This is a genomic window from Dinoroseobacter sp. PD6, assembly GCF_028807315.1.
Taxonomy (GTDB): Bacteria; Pseudomonadota; Alphaproteobacteria; order Rhodobacterales; family Rhodobacteraceae; genus Dinoroseobacter; species Dinoroseobacter shibae.
The window spans coordinates 19,630-37,960 of the sequence record NZ_JARAMN010000003.1 but is presented as its reverse complement, the minus strand read 5'-3'; the positions used below and the strand labels follow the sequence as shown (position 1 = coordinate 37,960).

At 67.2% G+C, this 18,331-nt stretch carries 13 protein-coding genes and 1 tRNA gene; 9 read left to right on the top strand and 5 right to left on the bottom strand.

Features of this window, described 5'->3' with window-relative positions:
* Positions 1–5: 5 nt before the first annotated feature.
* Positions 6–2,417 carry an ATP-dependent helicase gene (locus PVW48_RS05895; RefSeq protein ID WP_274580678.1) on the bottom strand — a complete coding sequence of 804 codons (2,412 nt, stop codon included), beginning with the start codon at positions 2,415–2,417 and terminating at the stop codon, positions 6–8.
* 102 nt (positions 2,418–2,519) lie between these two features.
* On the opposite strand from PVW48_RS05895, the gene PVW48_RS05890 reads away from it, so the two are divergent.
* On the top strand, positions 2,520–3,689 hold the full coding sequence (locus PVW48_RS05890; protein WP_012179149.1) for an alpha-hydroxy acid oxidase: 1,170 nt from the start codon (positions 2,520–2,522) through the stop codon (positions 3,687–3,689).
* Between the two features lie 41 nt (positions 3,690–3,730).
* The gene (locus tag PVW48_RS05885; RefSeq protein WP_274580677.1) at positions 3,731–7,168 is read left to right on the top strand and encodes a pyruvate carboxylase; all 3,438 of its coding nucleotides are present in this window, start codon (positions 3,731–3,733) and stop codon (positions 7,166–7,168) included.
* Between the two features lie 277 nt (positions 7,169–7,445).
* Here the strand turns inward: PVW48_RS05885 and PVW48_RS05880 are convergent, their stop codons facing one another.
* Positions 7,446–8,087 carry a DUF1826 domain-containing protein gene (locus PVW48_RS05880; RefSeq protein ID WP_274580676.1) on the bottom strand — a complete coding sequence of 214 codons (642 nt, stop codon included), beginning with the start codon at positions 8,085–8,087 and terminating at the stop codon, positions 7,446–7,448.
* Positions 8,087–9,292, bottom strand: a complete 1,206-nt coding sequence (locus tag PVW48_RS05875) for a GTP-binding protein (protein ID WP_274580675.1) — start codon at positions 9,290–9,292, stop codon at positions 8,087–8,089. Before PVW48_RS05875 ends, PVW48_RS05880 begins: the two co-directional genes overlap by 1 nt.
* A gap of 176 nt (positions 9,293–9,468) precedes the next feature.
* Between PVW48_RS05875 and PVW48_RS05870 the strand changes: the two genes are divergently transcribed.
* Positions 9,469–9,543, top strand: a tRNA-Gly gene (locus PVW48_RS05870).
* Between the two features lie 45 nt (positions 9,544–9,588).
* Here PVW48_RS05870 and PVW48_RS05865 read toward each other — a convergent pair.
* Positions 9,589–10,992 (bottom strand): helix-turn-helix domain-containing protein, encoded by a 1,404-nt coding sequence (locus PVW48_RS05865; protein WP_274580674.1) that lies wholly within the window; start codon positions 10,990–10,992, stop codon positions 9,589–9,591.
* Positions 10,993–11,129: 137 nt separating this feature from the next.
* Between PVW48_RS05865 and PVW48_RS05860 the strand changes: the two genes are divergently transcribed.
* The 6 genes from PVW48_RS05860 to PVW48_RS05835 are packed head-to-tail and all read left to right on the top strand — an operon-like array spanning position 11,130 to position 17,532.
* Positions 11,130–12,332 carry a pyridoxal-phosphate-dependent aminotransferase family protein gene (locus tag PVW48_RS05860; RefSeq protein ID WP_274580673.1) on the top strand — a complete coding sequence of 401 codons (1,203 nt, stop codon included), beginning with the start codon at positions 11,130–11,132 and terminating at the stop codon, positions 12,330–12,332.
* 33 nt (positions 12,333–12,365) lie between these two features.
* Positions 12,366–13,319 (top strand): HpcH/HpaI aldolase/citrate lyase family protein, encoded by a 954-nt coding sequence (locus PVW48_RS05855; protein WP_274580672.1) that lies wholly within the window; start codon positions 12,366–12,368, stop codon positions 13,317–13,319.
* 23 nt (positions 13,320–13,342) lie between these two features.
* Positions 13,343–14,521, top strand: a complete 1,179-nt coding sequence (locus tag PVW48_RS05850; RefSeq protein WP_274580671.1) for a malate--CoA ligase subunit beta — start codon at positions 13,343–13,345, stop codon at positions 14,519–14,521.
* Positions 14,522–14,533: 12 nt separating this feature from the next.
* Positions 14,534–15,433 (top strand): succinate--CoA ligase subunit alpha, encoded by a 900-nt coding sequence (gene sucD / locus PVW48_RS05845; protein ID WP_012179157.1) that lies wholly within the window; start codon positions 14,534–14,536, stop codon positions 15,431–15,433.
* Positions 15,423–16,289, top strand: coding sequence for an FAS1-like dehydratase domain-containing protein (locus tag PVW48_RS05840; protein WP_012179158.1), 867 nt, complete (start codon positions 15,423–15,425; stop codon positions 16,287–16,289). Before sucD ends, PVW48_RS05840 begins: the two co-directional genes overlap by 11 nt.
* 1 nt (position 16,290) lies before the next feature.
* The gene (locus PVW48_RS05835; RefSeq protein WP_274580670.1) at positions 16,291–17,532 is read left to right on the top strand and encodes a CoA transferase; all 1,242 of its coding nucleotides are present in this window, start codon (positions 16,291–16,293) and stop codon (positions 17,530–17,532) included.
* A gap of 139 nt (positions 17,533–17,671) precedes the next feature.
* On the opposite strand, the gene PVW48_RS05830 is transcribed toward PVW48_RS05835, so the two are convergent.
* Entirely contained in the window at positions 17,672–18,238 is a 567-nt protein-coding gene (locus PVW48_RS05830) for a cytochrome b (protein WP_274580669.1), read from the bottom strand.
* Between the last annotated feature and the right edge of the window lie 93 nt (positions 18,239–18,331).

Below are 18,331 nucleotides of genomic sequence, written 5' to 3'. Positions count from 1 at the left end.
GCCGCTCAGAACGGCACGTCATCCGCCCTGTCCGCCGCGACCACGAATTTCGCCACCAGCTTCTTGACCCCGGCCTTGTCGAAGGCGACCTCCAGCTTGTCGCCTTCGATCCCAGTCACCGCGCCGTAGCCGAATTTCTGGTGGAACACCCGGTCGCCGAGCCCATGGGCCGGCACCGCCGTCGCGTCGATCACCATGTTGCGCGCCTCGCGCGGCTGGCTCGTGCCCCGGACGCCCGCGCGCGCCTGCATTCGCCGCCAGCCCGGCGAGTTGTAGACATTCGCCTCCGCCGCCTTGCTCTCAAGTTGCGAGCCGGAAAACACCCCGTCCGGCATCGCCCCCGGCGCAGCCGCGCCATAGCCGCCGCCATAAAGCCCCGGCGGGGTCAGCACCTCGACATGGGCCTCGGGCAGCTCGTCGATGAACCGCGAGGGCATTTGATCCTGCCATCGACCAAAGACTCTCCTGTTGCTCGCGAAAGAGATAGTGCAGAGTTCCTCGGCGCGAGTGATGCCGACGTAGGCCAAGCGGCGCTCCTCATCGGCTTCTCGGCCTATTTCGACCTTGCCTGTCTGATCGTCTATCGAACGTTGCGACGGGAATATGCCGTCCTCCCAGCCCGGCAGGAACACGGCCGGAAACTCCAGCCCCTTGGCCGCGTGCAGGGTCATGATCGACACCTGCGGCCCCGCATCGCCCTTGTCGTTGTCCATGACCAGCGAAACATGCTCCAGGAACCCCTGCAGGTTCTCGAACCCCTCCAGGGCCTTAACCAGTTCCTTGAGGTTCTCCAGCCGCCCCGGCGCCTCCGGCGTCTTGTCGTTCTGCCAATGGGTGGTGTAGCCGCTCTCGTCCAAGATCACCTGGGCCAGCTCCACATGGTTCGCACCGTCCCGCGCCGCCGCCGACCAGCGGTCCAACCCGTCGATCAGCAGCCGCAATTCCGCGGCCCCCTTGCCGCCCAGCCCCTTGGCCGCCAGCAATATCCGCGCGCCTTCCTTGAGCGGCACGCCATTGGCCCGCGCGGCCGCCTGGATCTTCGCTTGGGCCTTGTCGCCCAGACCCCGCTTGGGGGTGTTCACGATCCTCTCGAAGGCCAGGTCGTCCTCGGGGCTGGTGACCACGCGGAAATAGGCCATGGCATCACGGATCTCCATCCGCTCGTAGAACCGCGGGCCACCGATCACCTTGTAAGGCAGCCCGATGGTCAGGAACCGGTCCTCGAAGGCGCGCATCTGGTGGGAGGCACGCACGAGGATCGCGATCTCGTTCAACGCGAAGGGCCGCATCCCGCGCGTGCCGTTCTGCATCGACTCGATCTCTTCACCGATCCAGCGGGCCTCTTCATCCCCGTCCCAATGGCCGATCAGGCGGACCTTCTCGCCCTCTTGCGCATCGGTCCACAGCTCCTTGCCGAGCCGCCCCTTGTTGCCGGAAATCACCCCGGAGGCCGCGGCCAGGATATGGGGGGTGGAGCGATAATTCTGCTCCAGCCGGATGACAAGCGCGCCGGGGAAATCCTTCTCGAAGCGCAGGATGTTGCCCACCTCGGCCCCGCGCCAGCCATAGATCGACTGGTCGTCATCGCCCACGCAGCAGATGTTCTTGTGCCCGCCTGCCAGAAGCCGCAGCCAGAGGTACTGCGCCACGTTCGTATCCTGGTACTCGTCCACCAGGATGTAGCGGAACCAGCGCTGGTACTGCGCCAGCACATCCTCGTGTTTCTGGAATATCCCCACCACATGCAGCAGCAGATCGCCGAAATCCGTGGCATTCAGGGTCTTCAGCCGCTCCTGATAAGCGGCATACAACTCCACCCCGCGGGAATTGAAGGCCGACGCCTCGGCGGCGGGCACCGCATCCGGCGCCCAGGCGCGGTTCTTCCAGCCGTCGATGATGTGCGCCAGCTGCCGCGCGGGCCAGCGTTTCTCGTCGATATTCTCGGCGACGATGATCTGCTTGAGCAGCCGGATCTGGTCGTCGGTGTCTAGAATGGTGAAGTTCGACTTCAGCCCCACCAGTTCCGCATGCCGGCGCAGCAGCTTCACGCCGATCGCGTGGAAGGTGCCGAGCCAGGGCATCCCCTCCACCGGCTGGTTCATCAGGGTCGCGACCCGCTCCTTCATCTCGCGGGCGGCCTTGTTGGTGAAGGTCACCGCCAGGATCTCGTTCGGCCGCGCCGTCCCGCTCAGCAGCAGATGCGCGATCCGGCATGTCAGCGCCTTGGTCTTGCCCGTGCCCGCGCCTGCGAGCATCAGAACCGGACCGTCGAGCGATTCAACCGCCTGCCGCTGGGCCGGGTTCAACGTGTCGAGATAGGGGGCCGCCCGCGCCCCTGCGGCCTGTGCTCGGGCGCGCGCCGACAGGGACAGGGCCGCGCCTGCCTCGAACGCATCGGAGTCGTCAAAACTGTTCATGCCTCTGACCATAGCGCGAAGCCCCCCGGGGGGAAAGCTATGTTCCACATCTGTTCGCAATTCCGTCATTGCGCAATCAGATGAATGGATTAGCAAGGGCGCATGGATTTCGACACGACCCATCCGGCCATTTCCGACCTGCGGCGCGCAGCACGGCGCCGCATCCCCGGCTTCGTATTTGAATATCTCGACAGTGCCACGGGCGACCGCGAGATCGGGGTGCAGACCACGCGCGCGGCGCTCGACGCGATCCACCTGCTGCCCGGCATCCTGCACGGGCAGATCACGCCGGAGCTCGAAACACCACTGCTCGGCCAGACCTATGCCCGCCCCTTCGGCATCGCCCCCGTGGGCATGTCCGGGCTGATCTGGCCCGATGCGGAACGGCTCCTGGCCGCGGAGGCCGCGACCGCGCGCATTCCCTATGGCCTCTCGACCGTGGCCACGCAGACGCCCGAACGGGTCGGCCCCGTGGCGGGCGAGATGGGCTGGTTCCAACTCTACCCCCCCGCCGACCCGGGCATTCGCGACGACATCATGGCCCGCGCCCGCGCCTCCGGCTTCGGCACCCTGGTGCTGACCGTGGACGTGCCCGCCGACAGCCGCCGGGAGCGCCAGCGCCGTGCCAACCTGACCATTCCGCCGAAGATCACCCCGCGCATGATCTTCCAGATGATCCTCCACCCGACCTGGGCCCTCGGGATGGCGCGGCACGGCACACCGTCGCTGAAACTCGCCGAGAGCTATGTCGAGAAAACGGGCGCTGCCAGCTACATGGCCCATGCGGGCAAGGCGATCCGGGGCGCGCCGGACTGGGCCTACCTGGACGCGGTGCGCGCGGGCTGGGACGGGCCGCTGGTGGTCAAGGGCGTGCTGCGACCCGAGGATGCGGTGCGCCTGCGCGCCGCCGGGGTCGACGCGATCTGGGTCTCGGACCATTCCGCCCGGCAGTTCGAGGGCGGCCCCGGCGCCATCACCCAACTGCCCGCGATCCGCCGCGCGGTCGGCCCGGACTGCCCGGTGATCTACGACAGCGGGATCGAAGGCGGGCTCGACATCCTGCGCGCCGTGGGGCTGGGGGCGGATTTCGTCATGCTGGGCCGGGCCTGGCATTTCGCGCTCGCAGGCCTCGGCCCGGCAGGCGTGCGCCACCTGATCCACATCCTGACCCAGGACCTGGTCACGAACATGCAAATCTGCGGCATTGCCAAGCTCGCCGACTTCCGCGACCAATTGGCTACCCACTCCTACGGGGTTTCAGGACAGGCCTGAACGCCCTATACGGACAATAAAGTTTACCAATGAGGGCCTCCATGACTGATTTTCAGAAGATCCTGATTGCCAATCGCGGCGAGATCGCCATCCGGGTGATGCGCGCGGCCAACGAACTGGGCAAGAAAACGGTCGCGGTCTATGCCGAGGAAGACAAGCTCTGCCTGCACCGGTTCAAGGCGGACGAGGCCTACAAGATCGGCGAGGGGCTCGGCCCGGTCGCGGCCTACCTGTCGATCGACGAGATCATCCGCGTGGCGAAGCTCTCGGGCGCGGACGCAATCCATCCGGGCTACGGCCTGCTGTCCGAGAACCCGGATTTCGTGGATGCTTGCGTCGCCAACGGCATCGCCTTCATCGGGCCCCGGGCCGAAACCATGCGCGCGCTCGGCGACAAGGCCTCCGCGCGCCGGGTGGCGATCGAGGCAGGCGTGCCGGTGATCCCCGCCACCGAGGTGCTGGGCGACGACATGGACAAGGTCCGCGCCGAGGCCGAGGCGATCGGATTTCCGCTGATGCTCAAGGCGTCCTGGGGCGGCGGCGGGCGCGGGATGCGCCCGATCTTCGGCCCCGACGAGGTGGCCGAGAAGGTGCGCGAGGGCCGGCGCGAAGCCGAAGCCGCCTTCGGCAATGGCGAGGGCTACCTGGAAAAGATGATCACCCGCGCGCGGCATGTCGAGGTGCAGATCCTCGGCGACAGCATGGGCAACATCTATCACCTGTGGGAACGGGACTGCTCGGTTCAACGCCGCAACCAGAAGGTCGTCGAACGCGCCCCCGCGCCTTACCTGTCGTCCTCGCAACGCGAGCAGCTGTGTGAACTGGGCCGCAAGATCTGCGCCCATGTGAATTACGAATGCGCCGGCACCGTCGAGTTCCTGATGGACATGGACACCGGCGAGTTCTTCTTCATCGAGGTGAACCCCCGCGTGCAGGTCGAGCATACCGTGACCGAGGAAGTCACCGGCATCGACATCGTTCGCGCCCAGATCCTGATCGCCGAGGGCAAATCCCTGGTCGAGGCCACCGGCATGGCCAGCCAGTACGACGTGCAACTCAACGGCCACGCGATCCAGTGCCGGATCACCACCGAAGACCCGCAGAACAACTTCATCCCCGACTATGGCCGGATCACCGCCTATCGCGGGGCGACCGGCATGGGCATCCGGCTCGACGGCGGCACCGCCTATTCCGGCGCGGTGATCACCCGCTACTATGACAGCCTGCTGGAAAAGGTCACCGCCTGGGCCCCCACGCCCGAGGCGGCCATCGCCCGGATGGACCGCGCCCTGCGCGAATTCCGCATCCGGGGTGTCAGCACCAACATCGCCTTCGTCGAGAACCTGCTGAAGCATCCGACCTTCCTCAACAACCAGTATACCACCAAGTTCATCGACGAGACCGAAGAGCTGTTCCAGTTCCCCAAGCGCCGCGACCGGGCGACCCGCATCCTGCGCTACATCGCGGATATCTCCGTCAACGGACATCCCGAGACCGAAGGCCGCCCCAAGCCGCCCGCCACGCCGCGCGCGCTCAGGGCCCCCGCGCCGAAGGCCGCGCCCGCCCCCGGCACCCGGACCCTGCTGGAGAAAAAAGGCCCGCAGGCGGTGGCCGACTGGATGGCCGCGCAGAAACAGCTGCTGATCACCGACACCACCATGCGCGACGGGCACCAGTCCCTGCTGGCCACGCGGATGCGGTCCATCGACATGATCCGGGTCGCGCCGAGTTACGCCGCGAACCTGCCGCAGCTCTTCTCGGTCGAATGCTGGGGCGGCGCGACCTTCGACGTGGCCTACCGGTTCCTGCAGGAATGCCCATGGCAACGGCTCCGCGACATCCGCGCGGCCATGCCCAACGTGATGACCCAGATGCTGCTGCGCGGCTCGAACGGCGTGGGCTATACCAACTACCCCGACAATGTGGTGCGCGCCTTCACCCTGCAGGCCGCCGAGAGCGGCGTCGACGTCTTCCGCGTCTTCGACAGCCTGAACTGGGTCGAGAACATGCGCGTCGCCATGGACGCGGTGCTGGAATCGGGCAAGGTCTGCGAGGGCGCGATCTGCTACACCGGCGACATCCTCGACCCGAACCGGGCGAAATACGACCTGAACTACTACGTCACCATGGGCAAGGAGCTGCGCGAGGCGGGCGCCCATATCCTGGGGCTGAAGGACATGGCGGGGCTGCTGAAACCCGCCTCCGCCCGGATCCTGATCAAGGCCCTGAAGGAAGAGGTCGGCCTGCCCATCCACTTCCACACCCATGACACCGCCGGTATCGCCAGCGCCACGATCCTCGCGGCCGCCGAGAGCGGCGTGGACGCGGTCGACTGCGCCATGGACGCGCTGTCGGGCAACACCTCCCAGGCGACGCTTGGCACGGTGGTCGAGGCGCTGCAACACACCGACCGCGACACCGGGCTCGACATCAAGGCGGTGCGCGAGATCTCCGACTACTGGGAAGCCGTCCGCGGCGAATACGCGGCCTTCGAGAGCGGCATGCAGGCCCCCTCCTCCGAGGTCTACCTGCACGAGATGCCCGGCGGACAGTTCACCAACCTCAAGGCCCAGGCCCGCTCGCTCGGGCTTGAGGAACGCTGGCACGAGGTCGCCCAGACCTATGCGGATGTGAACCAGATGTTCGGCGACATCGTGAAGGTCACGCCGTCGTCGAAGGTGGTGGGCGACATGGCACTGATGATGGTCAGCCAGGGCCTGAGCCGCGCGGATGTGGAGGACCCCGACCGCGACGTGTCCTTCCCGGATTCGGTGATCGACATGATGCGCGGCAATCTCGGCCAGCCTGCGGGCGGGTTTCCCGAAGCGATCGTCGCCAAGATCCTCAAGGGCGAGTCCCCCAATACCGAGCGCCCGGGCAAGCATATCCCGCCCGTCGATCTCGAGAAGACCCGGGCCGATCTCGCCGCGCAGCTGGAGGTGGATATCGACGACGAGGACCTCAACGGCTTCCTGATGTATCCCAAGGTGTTCACCGACTACATGACCCGCCATGCCGAATACGGCCCCGTGCGCACCCTGCCCACGCGGACGTTCTTCTACGGCATGCAGCCCGGCGACGAGATCGAGGTCGAGATCGACCCGGGCAAGACCCTGGTGGTGCGGATGCAGACCGCGTCCGAGACCAACGAGGATGGCGAGGTCAAGGTGTTCTTCGAGTTGAACGGCCAGCCCCGCGTGGTCCGTGTGCCCAACCGCAAGGCCGCCGCGTCCGTGGCGAAACGGCCCAAGGCCGAGCTGGGCAACCCCAACCATGTGGGCGCGCCGATGCCCGGTGTGGTGGCCTCGGTCGCGGTGCAGGCGGGGGCCTCGGTCAAGGAGGGCGATCTGCTGCTGACCATCGAGGCGATGAAGATGGAAACCGGCATCCATGCGGAGCGCGACGCGGTGGTCAAGGCCGTCCACGTCACCCCCGCCGCCCAGATCGACGCCAAGGACCTGTTGGTGGAACTGGAGTGAACCGCTCGCCCGGGCGGCGCGATGCGGGCGCCCGGGGCTGTTAACCTATTCAAATTCTGGAATGTTTCGCACGCGAAACAAATCTCTGGAAGCCATTGGACTCCCATGATTTCGCCGAAAAATTTGTCGGCGGATTTGGCGCAGATTTCGCGCCGGGATTAACCTTTGGCCCGGAGACCGGCGGTGGAGGGGGCGCTGCCCCCACGGCCCGTTCCGGGCCGCCCCCCGGAGTATTTCGCCACAAAAGAAGCGCAAGGCGGGCGCCTTGGGCGACCATTCAGTCCCCGTCGGGCCCGGTCAATGGGTCGAGCACCAGCACCAGGCGGGTAACGCCGCTGCCTTCGATGGGCGGCGAACGGTGGCGCAGCCCGGTCTCGCGCGTACCGGGCCAGAGCGACCCGCGGATCAGGATCGGTGCGCCGGTGGGCGCGGCGAACACCTCCGCGGGCTCGGTGCCCGGGCGAGCCGCCGCCCCGTACTGGGTGCCCGGGCCGCGATAGGTGCAGACAAGCCGCAACGTGACCGCGTCGAGATGGAATTTCCGGCAGGCATCGGTGGTCACCACGTCAAGCCGCAGTCGCAGGTAGGGCGCGCCGGTCACCGTCGCGAAAAGCCGTGCCAGCACCGCGATATCGTCGCGCAGCCGGTCGCGCTGGTGCCCTTCGGGCGTGCCCGCGGCCTCGAAGAGCGCGGTGAGCACCGCGGGCACGGTTTCGGGGGTCAAAACCACCCGGGCCGATGGCAGCTGCGCCGGGTCGAGCCCGTCGATCCACTCCTGGAAGCTGGCCGCCGGTCGCCGCAGCCAAAGCGCGGCCCCCACGCCCGTGGGCGCGGTCACATCGCGCAGCCCCTGCGGGTCGGTTGCCACGATCACCCCGGGGCAGATCCCGTTGTGCAGCGAAACGCCGCCCCCGTCCATCACGCGGCCTCCGCCCGGCGCCAGGCCGGGAAGGGATCGGGCAGGTCCGGCAGGGTGTCGGGGCCGGTCGCCAAGTCTTCGGGCAGCAGGCAGGCGTCGAGCCGGGCCTTGAGGGCGGGCCAGTCGATCCCGACACCGATGAAGACGATCTCCTGCCGCCGGTCACCCCAGGGCTCCTGCCAGTGCTGTGTGAAATAGGCACGCGCGGCCGCGCTTTCCGGCCAGCGGGCCTCGGGGACCGCCGCCCACCAGGTGCCCAGCGGCCGGACCGAGGACAGCGCGCCCGCGAGCGAGAACTCCGCCACCCAGTCGGGGCGGGTGGCAAGCCAGAAATGCCCCTTGGCGCGGATCACGCCGGGCATCTCGTCCTCGAGCACGGCCATCGCCGCTTCGGGCACGAAGGGACGGCGGGCGCGGTAGACGAAGCTCGCCACCCCGTATTCCTCGGTTTCGGGGACATGGTCGGCAAAGCCGTAAAGCTCCTTGGCCCAGAGCGGGTGGTCATGGGCCTTGTCGAAATCGAACAGGCCGGTGCCCAGGATCTCGGACGCGGCGACCTGGGCATGGTCGGTCTCGATGATCTTGGCATCGGCATTCAGGCTGCGGATGATCTGGCGCGCGGCATCGGTGCGCTCGGGCCCGGCATCGGCGACCTTGTTCAGGATCACGACATCGGCAAACTCGATCTGATCGGTGAGCAGATGCACCAGGGTGCGGTCATCCGCCTCCCCCAGCGTTTCGCCGCGATCGCGCAGGAAATCATGGCTGGCATAATCGCGCAGCAGGTTCACCGCATCCACGACCGTCACCATCGTGTCGAGCCGGGCGACATCTGACAGGCTCTCGCCCGCTTCGTCGCGAAACTCGAAGGTGGCGGCCACGGGCAGCGGTTCGGAGATGCCGGTGGATTCGATCAGCAGGTAGTCGAACTTCCCCGCCGCCGCGAGCCTGCGCACCTCGTGCAGCAGGTCGTCGCGCAGGGTGCAGCAGATGCAGCCGTTGGACATCTCGACCAAGGTCTCGTCGGTGCGGCTGAGCGCGGTTTCGGCGCGCACGAGGTCGGCGTCGATATTCACTTCGGACATGTCGTTGACGATGACCGCGACCTTGCGTCCGTCGCGGTTGTTGAGCACGCGGTTCAACAGTGTTGTCTTTCCTGCCCCGAGAAATCCCGAGAGCACGGTTACGGGGAGTCGGTCCTGCATGGGTTTGCCCTGTGGTTATGAAATGCTGCCCGTTTCGATATAGTATAACATTACAATAAGCAACCACCCCGAGGCCCGGTTGGCCCCGACCCCCGCGGCAAAGTTTTTCCCCCTTGGCCGCTTTTTTCACTTGCAGGGGCGGCGTGTCAGAAGTATCCCACGGCTCACCCAAGGACGCGGGCGTAGCTCAGGGGTAGAGCACAACCTTGCCAAGGTTGGGGTCGTGAGTTCGAATCTCATCGCCCGCTCCAATTTCACCAGACATTACGGAATTCACCCCGCCCGGGGGCGCTGCCTCAGTTGGCGTAGCGTGTCGGGCCGCGGCGGCGGACATCCACCGGTTCGTTCAGGATCATCGCGTTATGGGCGCGTTGGTCGCAATTGGCGCGCGGGCAGATCCGGCAGTTGATCCCGACCTCTGCGAAACGCGGGGAGCCTTGCTGGATATCCTCGGCATAGCCGATCGCCGCGACATGCTCGATGCTGCAGCCCATGGCGATGGCCAGGCGCTTGTCCTGGGTGTGGCGCGAGAAGCGGGGGCGATTGACCGTGCGGGCGAAGACGAAGAATCGCCCGCCATCGGGCATCTCGACGAATTGCGGAACGATGCTGCCGGGGCTGCGGAAGCTCGTATGCACATCGAGCCGCGGGCAGGCGCCGCCGTATTCCGCCAGGTGAAAGCCGGTGGAGTTGAACCGCTTGGTCACGTTGCCGGCCTTGTCGATGCGCAGGAAGAAGAACGGCACGCCTTCCGCCCCGTCGCGTTGCAGGGTGGTGGCGCGGTGGCAGGCCTGCTCGAAGCTGACGCCGAAGCGCAGGGACAGGTGGGCGAAGTCGTACTTGCAGGCCAGCGCCTCGGCCCGGAAGGCGTCATAGGGCATGAGCACGGCCGCAGCGAAATAATTGGCCAGCTCCACCCGGCAGCGGTTGCGCCCGGACGGGTCGTCCAGGTCGAGCCGCGACAGCAGCGCGTCGATCACCGCGCTCTGTTCGATCAGCCCGCTCGTATGGGCCAGCTGGAAGGCACGGTTGGGATGGTCGAGCCCTTCGGACAGACGGACTTCGCGCCGGTCCTCGTCATATTCGCGCAGAGCCTCGGGCATGTCGCCCACGGGCACGATCCGGGTCCGCAGGCCCAGCTTGTCCTTCAGCCGCGCCTTGAGCGCGCCGTAGATGTCGTCGGCCTCGGGCATGGGGCCGGCCCAGAAGTCCTGGGCGGCGGCTTCAAGCTCGGGGAAGTGGTTGCGGTTGTCGCGAAAGAAATCATGCACGATCGCCTCGGGGGAGGCGCGCAGGATGTCGAGATCGGTCTCGCTGGCATTGGAGAGCACCAGCAGCTGATCGGTGGCCGCGCGGTAGGCGTGGTGCAATTGCAAAAAGCTGCGCGCCACGTCCGGCGCGTGCGAGAGCAGCGCGCGCAGCTGCGGCAGATCGGGGCTGTGATCGTGAAAGAGCGGGTCCTGGAACGCGGCGCGCAGGGCGTTGAGGGTGGCGGTATCGTCCTCGTCGGCGATGTCGCGCCAATCGACGCCGTAAGCTTCGAACAGGCGCAGGAGCACCGGGACGGACACGCTGCGCTCGTTCTTTTCCAGCATGTTCACATAGGAATTGGAGATGCCCAGCGCCTTGGCCATTTCGGCCTGGGTCTGGTTGGCGTCGCGCCGCAGACGGCGCAGGCGGGGTCCGATGAAAGTCTTCATGCACCTGTCATATCACAGATTTCACAAGTTCACAATTTGTGTGCTTTGTGAACATTCGCACTCACAGCAGGACCCGAATGCTTTTGCAGCATGGCAAGGGCGCGGGGTAGGCAGACGACGATCAGGGAGGTCAACTCATGCGAACAGGTCAGACACATCTCTTCATTCCGGGTCCCACCAATGTGCCCGAAGCGGTGCGGCAGGCGATGAATGTGCCGATGCAGGACATGCGTGCGGCGGATTTCGGGGACCTGACCCTCGGGCTGTTCGAGGGGATGAAATCGGTGCTGCGCACCGAACGCGGGACGGTGATGCTGTTTCCCGGCTCGGGCACCGGGGCCTGGGAGGCGGCGATCACCAACACGCTCAATCCCGGCGACAAGGTGCTGATGGCGCGGCACGGGCATTTCTCGACCCTTTGGGCGCAGATGGCCGAGCGGCTGGGCCTGGAGGTCGAGCTGATCGACATTCCCTGGGGCGCAGGCGCGCCGGTCAAGGAGATCGCGCGCCGGTTGGGACGGGATGCCCATGACGAGATCAAGGCGGTCTTCGTCACCCATAACGAGACCGCCACGGGCGTGGCCTCGGACATCGCGGCGGTGCGCCGGGCGCTGGACGAGAATTTTCACGATGCGCTCTTGTTCGTGGACGGGGTGTCCTCGGTCGGCTCGCTGGACTTCCGGATGGACGAATGGGAGGTCGACCTGGTGGTCACGGGCAGCCAGAAGGGTCTGATGCTGCCGCCGGGCTTGGGCATTCTGGGTGTCAGCGAAAAGGCGTTGGAGGCTGCGAGGTCGGCGACCATGCGCCGGGCCTATTTCGAGTTTTTCGACATGCTGGCGATGAATGCGGACGGGTATTTCCCCTACACCCCGCCCACGCCCCTGTTGCACGGGTTGCGCGCGTCGCTGGCGCGGATCGCGACCGAAGGGCTGGACAACGTGATCGCCCGCCACACCCGGCTGGCCGAAGGTGTGCGCCGCGGGATCGCGGCCTGGGGGCTGCCGTTGGTGGCCGAGCATCACACGCTTTATTCCGACACGGTGTCGGCCATTCGGGTGCCGCAGGAGATCGACGCCCGCGAGGTTCTGCGCATCGCATACGAGGAATTCAACACCTCCTTCGGGAGCGGTCTGGGGCCGCTCGACGGCAAGGTTTTCCGGATCGGGCATCTCGGCGATCTGAACGAGGCGATGTGCCTGACCGCCCTGTCGGTGGCGGAGATGGCGCTCTACCGGGCGGGGATGCAGGTGCAGCTCGGCTCCGGCGTGGGGGCGGCGCAGGCGTGGTTCGCCGCCGATGCCGCGGAGCGCCCCTTCCTGCATATCGCGGCGGAATGAACCGCCCCTGCCCTTTCACGCACGGAGATTGACATGTCCCATACGCTTCACCCCTTGCGCAAGCAGCGCCTTCAGAGGTCCGAGCTGGCGGTGCCCGCCTCGAACCCGACAATGATCGACAAGGCCGCCGAGAGTGCCGCGGATTTCGTATTTCTCGACCTGGAGGACGCGGTTGCCCCGCCCGAGAAGGTGCAGGCGCGCAAGAACGCGATCCAGGCGCTGAACGACATCGACTGGGCGGCCAAGGGCAAGACCGTGTCGGTGCGGATCAACGGGCTGGATACCCATTACATGTACCGCGACGTGGTCGACATCATGGAGCAGGCGGGCGACCGGGTGCACACGCTGCTGGTGCCCAAGGTCGGGGTGACGGCGGACCTTTACATGGTCGAGGCGATGGTCAACCAGGCGGAGATGGCCTGCGGGCTGGAGACCCGGGTGGGCCTTGAGGCGCTTATCGAGACCGCGCTCGGGATGGCCAATGTGGAGACGATCGCCCAGTTCGGCGGGCGGCTGGAGGCGCTGCATTTCGGGGTGGCGGATTACGCGGCCTCGATGCGGGCGCGGACCGTGAATATCGGCGGGCTGAACCCGGATTACCCCGGGGATCAGTGGCACGCCTCGATCACGCGGATGGTGATTGCCTGCCGCGCCTACGGGCTGCGCGCGATCGATGGGCCGTTCGGGGATTTCAGCGATCCCGACGGCTACATGGCCGGGGCGCGCCGCGCGGCGGCGCTGGGGTGCGAGGGCAAATGGGCCATTCATCCCAGCCAGATCGAGATGGCGAACGACGTGTTCAGCCCGCCGGAGGCCGAGGTCAGCAAGGCGCATCGGATCATCGAAGAGCTGCGCAATGCCGAGGCCGCGGGCAAGGGGGCCGCGAGCCTCGACGGCAAGATGATCGACGCGGCCAGCGAGAAGATGGCCCGCAACGTGATCGACACCGCCAACGCCATCGCCGCCAAGGCGGTCGCGGCGGAATAAGCCAACCCTGGGGAGGAGACGACATGGACATTCACGAGCATCAGGCCAAGGACATTCTGGCGCGCTTTGGCGTGCCGGTGCCGAAGGGCGGCGTGGCGTTCTCGCCCGAACAGGCGGCCTTCCGCTGCCGCGAACTGGGGGGCGGGCGCTGCGTGGTCAAGGCGCAGGTCCATTCCGGCGGGCGCGGCGAGGCCGGCGGCGTCAAGCTCTGCGAGGGTGAGGCGGAGGTGCGCGACTTCGCCGCCAGCCTCCTGGGTACGTCGCTGGTCACCAAGCAGACCGATGCCGCGGGCAAGCGGATCGACCGGCTCTGGGTCGAAGAGGCGTCCGCCATCGAGCGGGAGTTGTATCTCGGCTTCGTGCTCGACCGGAAGTCCGAGCGGATCATGATCGTGGCCTCGGGCCATGGCGGGATGGAGATCGAGGACCTCGCCGAGGAAGACCCCGAGAGCCTGATCCGCATGGTTCTGGACCCCGCCGTGGGTCTGGCCGAGTACCAGGCGCGGGAGCTGGCCTTCAAGCTGGGCCTGCAGGGCGCGCAGATCGGCCAGATGGTGACCGTTCTCAAGGCTTGCTACCGGGCGTACCGCGATCTCGATGCGATGATGGTGGAGATCAATCCGCTGGTGGTGTGCGAGGACAGCTCGCTGGTGGCGCTGGACGCGAAGATGTCGTTCGACACCAACGCGCTCTTCCGCCGGGCGGAGGTCGCGGCCTTGCGCGATCCGGGCCAGGAAGACCCGCGCGAGAGCTTCGCCGCCGATCACGGGCTGGCTTATGTGGGCCTGGACGGGGATATCGGCTGCATTATCAACGGCGCCGGGCTTGCCATGGCGTCGATGGACATGATCCAGCTGGCGGGCGGGGAGCCTGCGAATTTCCTCGATATCGGCGGCGGGGCCAGTCCTGAGCGCGTCTGCCAGGCGTTCCGCACGGTGTTGTCGGACCAGAATGTCAGCGTGATCCTCGTCAACATCTTTGCCGGCATCAACCGCTGCGACTGGATCGCGAACGGGGTGATCAAGGCCTATACCGAGCTCGGCATCGAGCTGCCGGTGGTGGTGCGCCTGTCGGGCACGAATGTGGAGGCCGGGCGCAAGCTGATCGCCGAGAGCGGCCTGCCGATCATCAGCGCCGACACCTTGGCCGAGGCGGCCGAGGCCGCCGTTGCCGCCCGCCCCACCTTGATCGCCGCACAGTAAGGAGCCACAGTCATGGCCATTGTCATCACCGAAGACACCCGCGTCGTCGTCCAGGGCCTGTCCGGCCGGATCGGGCAGTTTCACGCGCAGGAAATGATCGAGTACGGCACGAAAGTCGTCGCCGGCGTCACCCCGGGCAAGGGGGGCACCACGGTGCTCAACCGGCCGGTATTCAACACCGTGCGCGAGGCGGTCGAGGCCACGGGCGCGGAGGCGAGCCTTTTGTTCGTGCCGCCCGCGGGGGCTGCGGACGCGATGATGGAGGCCGCGGATGCGGGCATTCGCACCGCCGTGTGTGTGACCGACGGCATCCCGGCCCAGGACATGATGCGGGTCAAACGCTTCCTGCGCCGCTTCCCGCGGGAGCGCAAGATGCGCCTGATCGGGCCGAACTGCGCGGGCATCATCAGCCCCGGCAAGGGGTTCATGGGGATCATGCCGCCGCATATCTACACCCCCGGGCGCGTGGGCATCGTGGGCCGGTCGGGCACGCTGGGCTACGAGGCGGCGAGCCAGATGCAGGCCCTGGGGATCGGGGTGTCGTCCTCGATCGGGATCGGGGGCGATCCGATCAACGGCTCGTCCTTCAAGGATATCCTGGAGCTGTTCGAGGCCGACCCGGAGACCGATGCGGTGATCATGATCGGCGAGATCGGCGGTCCGCAGGAGGCCGAGGCGGCGGCATATGTGCGCGATCACATGACCAAGCCCGTGGCGGCCTATATCGCCGGGCTTGCGGCCCCCAAGGGCCGGCAGATGGGCCATGCGGGCGCGATCATCTCGGCCTTCGGCGAGAGCGCGCAGGAGAAGGTCGCGCTGCTGAGTGCCTGCGGGATCGAGGTGGCGCCGAACCCGTCTGCCATGGGCGAGACCGTGGCGCGCATCCTGAACCCGGCGCGCAATGCCGCTTGACGCGCCTGAAAACGGCGCACCGCTGACCGACTGGATCGGGCGGACCGAGACCGTGGCGGGCTGCGTGCCCCCCACGGTCGCCACCATGATCCACGCCACGCTTGCGCGCGCGGGCCGCCCCTGCCCCGGCCCGGGCGATGTCTTGCCAGCGCTGTGGCATTGGTATGCCTTCCCCCCGGCGGTAGGGATGGAGGATCTGGGTGCCGACGGGCACCCGGCCCTTGGCGGGTTTCTGCCCCCGGTGCCCTATGAGCGGCGGATGTGGGCCAGTGGTGCGCTGGAATTCCACGCCGATCTGCGCGTGGGCGAGCAGATCGAGAAAACCTCCACCATCACCGGCGTCGAGGAAAAGACCGGCTCCACCGGGGGCATGGTTTTCGTCACCGTCGCGCACGAGTTGCGCGGGGCGGCAGGCCTCGCGGTGCGCGAGACGCAATCCATCGTCTACCTGCCCATCGCGCCGGAGTTCCGACCCCCACCGAAGAAGCCCGGCCCCGTGGACAGCCTGGTTTTCGACGTGACGCAGCCGGTCTCGACCGCGCTGCTTTTTCGCTATTCGGCGATCACCTTCAATGCCCACCGGATCCATTTCGACCTGCCCTATGCGCAGGAAGTGGAGCATTATCCGGGCCTTGTGGTGCACGGGCCGTTGCAGGCCAACCTGCTGATGGCGGAGGCGACCGCCTGGAAGGGGCGCCGCCCGGACCGGTTCCGGTTTCGCGGCGTGCATCCGATGTTTCACGACACCGGGCTGACCCTGCGCGGGGTGCGCGAGGGGGCGCATGCACTGAAAATGTGCACTGTGGCCGATGCGGGCTACATGGGTTTGACAGCAAGTGCAGACTGGGAGGACTGACATGCCAGGAATTCTGAACGGATTGCGCGTGGTCGAAGGCTCGGCCTTTGTCGCGGTGCCCCTGGCGGGCATGACGCTGGCGCAGATGGGGGCGGATGTGATCCGGTTCGACCGGCTGGAGGGCGGGCTCGATTCTGGGCGCTGGCCGCTGGCGCCGTCGGGCAAGAGCCTGTTCTGGGCGGGGCTGAACAAGGGTAAACGCTCGCTCGCGGTGGATATGAGCCACCCCGAGGGCAAGGAGCTGATTACCCGCACCATCACCGCGCCGGGCGACGATGCGGGCGTGTTCCTGACCAACCTGCGGGTGCGCGGCTGGATGGATTACGAGACCCTGAGCAAGCATCGCGCGGACCTGATCATGGTCACGCTGCTGGGCGACCGGCAGGGGCGGCCGCAGGTGGACTACACCGTCAACCCCGCGCTCGGCATTCCGGATATCACCGGGCCGGAGGGGCATGACGCGCCGGTGGCCAATGCGCTGCCGGCCTGGGACCTGATGGCGGGGCATATGTGCGCGTCCTCCGTGCTGGCCGCCGAGCGGCACCGGCTGCGCAAGGGTGTGGGACAAGAGGTTGTGCTGACCCTGAAGGACGTGGCGGCGGCGACGCTGGGGCATCTGGGCATGATCGGGGATGCAGTGCTGAACGAGACCGCGCGGACCAAGTCGGGCAATGCGCTTTATGGCGCCTATGGGCAGGATTTCCTGTGTGCGGACGGGCGGCGGATCATGGTGATCGGGCTGACCGGGCGGCAATGGTCGGGGTTGGTCAAGACCACGGGGACGCAGACCGAGATGGCCGAGCTGGCCCGGGCGACCGGGCGCGATCTGGGCAACGAGGGCGTGCGCTGGGAGCTGCGGCGGGAGATCACGGAGATCCTGACCCCGTGGTTCGCGGCGCGACCCGCCGCCGTGATCGGCGAGATCTTCGACGATGCCAAGCTGACCTGGTCGGAGTTCCGCACCGTCAAGGAAGCGGTTGAGCAGGACCCGGACCTGTCGCCGGACAACCCGGTCTTTACCGCGCTGGCCCAGGAGGGGCTGGGCACCTTCCCGGTCCCCGGCCACGCGGCGGAGTTTTCGGCCCTGGCGCGCGAGGCACCCAAACCCGCGCCCACCCTGGGCAGCCATACAGAGGAGATCCTGAGCGAGGTCACCGGCCTCGACGACACGGAGATCGCGCGGCTCTTCGACGAAGGGATCGTGGGGTCCTCAGCGCGCCGGACGCTCTACAGCGCTGCCTGAGCCTTGGTCCCCGGCGGTCAGCGGCCCGCGGGCTGGTCGGCACCGGACCGGAGGTTTGCGGGCCGTGTCACGGGAAAAGGGCGATGCGTGGCATCGCCCTTCCCCTTTTCAACACCAGCGCCCAGGGCTTGCGGGGTCTTCAGGCGGCCCCGCGCAACATGCGCCGCAGGGTGGCGTCATGGTCCAGGAAATGGTGTTTGAGCGCACCCGCGACATGCACGACCAGCAGCCCGGCCAGGGCCCAGCCTGCAAACTGGTGGACCCCGTGGGCCGCATCCACGATCCAGCCAACCTTGTCCTGGGCGGGGATAACCACCCCGAGCGACGTGACCGCCCGCCCGTTATAGACCGACATCAGGATGCCGGAGATCGGCATCGCGAGCACCGTGGCGAGCAAGCCCCAGTGCACCGCCTTCGCGGCGCGGGCCTGCCACAGCGGCATGTCGGAGGCCGGTCTCGGCGCCCCCTGTGCCAGGCGCCAGCCCACCCGCCACAGCCCGACGATCAGGACCACGACGCCGAGGGCCTTGTGCCAATCCCGGATCGGGGCCACGGCCTCGCGGGTGAGCGGTCCGTAGGCCATGAGCAGCCCGGAGCCGAGCAACGCAATCATGCCGAGGGCAACGCCCCAGTGATTGACCCTGGAGATCGCCCCGTATGCCGCGGGGCTGTCCTTGAGCCGGAAGGTTTTGGTTTTCTGTGCCATTTTCGAGTTCCTTTGCACCCGGCGTGATGCCGCGCGCCTTTCTGCGCTGTGCGAACCGCTGCCGAGGGATCGCGGCGGGGATGTCAGCCCCCG

Coding starts and splice junctions, on each gene's coding strand:
- PVW48_RS05895 (WP_274580678.1), bottom strand. CDS start 2,417: ATGAACAGTTTTGACGACTCCGATGCGTTCGAGGCAGGCGCGGCCCTG.
- PVW48_RS05890 (WP_012179149.1), top strand. CDS start 2,520: ATGGATTTCGACACGACCCATCCGGCCATTTCCGACCTGCGGCGCGCA.
- PVW48_RS05885 (WP_274580677.1), top strand. CDS start 3,731: ATGACTGATTTTCAGAAGATCCTGATTGCCAATCGCGGCGAGATCGCC.
- PVW48_RS05880 (WP_274580676.1), bottom strand. CDS start 8,087: ATGGACGGGGGCGGCGTTTCGCTGCACAACGGGATCTGCCCCGGGGTG.
- PVW48_RS05875 (WP_274580675.1), bottom strand. CDS start 9,292: ATGCAGGACCGACTCCCCGTAACCGTGCTCTCGGGATTTCTCGGGGCA.
- PVW48_RS05865 (WP_274580674.1), bottom strand. CDS start 10,992: ATGAAGACTTTCATCGGACCCCGCCTGCGCCGTCTGCGGCGCGACGCC.
- PVW48_RS05860 (WP_274580673.1), top strand. CDS start 11,130: ATGCGAACAGGTCAGACACATCTCTTCATTCCGGGTCCCACCAATGTG.
- PVW48_RS05855 (WP_274580672.1), top strand. CDS start 12,366: ATGTCCCATACGCTTCACCCCTTGCGCAAGCAGCGCCTTCAGAGGTCC.
- PVW48_RS05850 (WP_274580671.1), top strand. CDS start 13,343: ATGGACATTCACGAGCATCAGGCCAAGGACATTCTGGCGCGCTTTGGC.
- sucD (WP_012179157.1), top strand. CDS start 14,534: ATGGCCATTGTCATCACCGAAGACACCCGCGTCGTCGTCCAGGGCCTG.
- PVW48_RS05840 (WP_012179158.1), top strand. CDS start 15,423: ATGCCGCTTGACGCGCCTGAAAACGGCGCACCGCTGACCGACTGGATC.
- PVW48_RS05835 (WP_274580670.1), top strand. CDS start 16,291: ATGCCAGGAATTCTGAACGGATTGCGCGTGGTCGAAGGCTCGGCCTTT.
- PVW48_RS05830 (WP_274580669.1), bottom strand. CDS start 18,238: ATGGCACAGAAAACCAAAACCTTCCGGCTCAAGGACAGCCCCGCGGCA.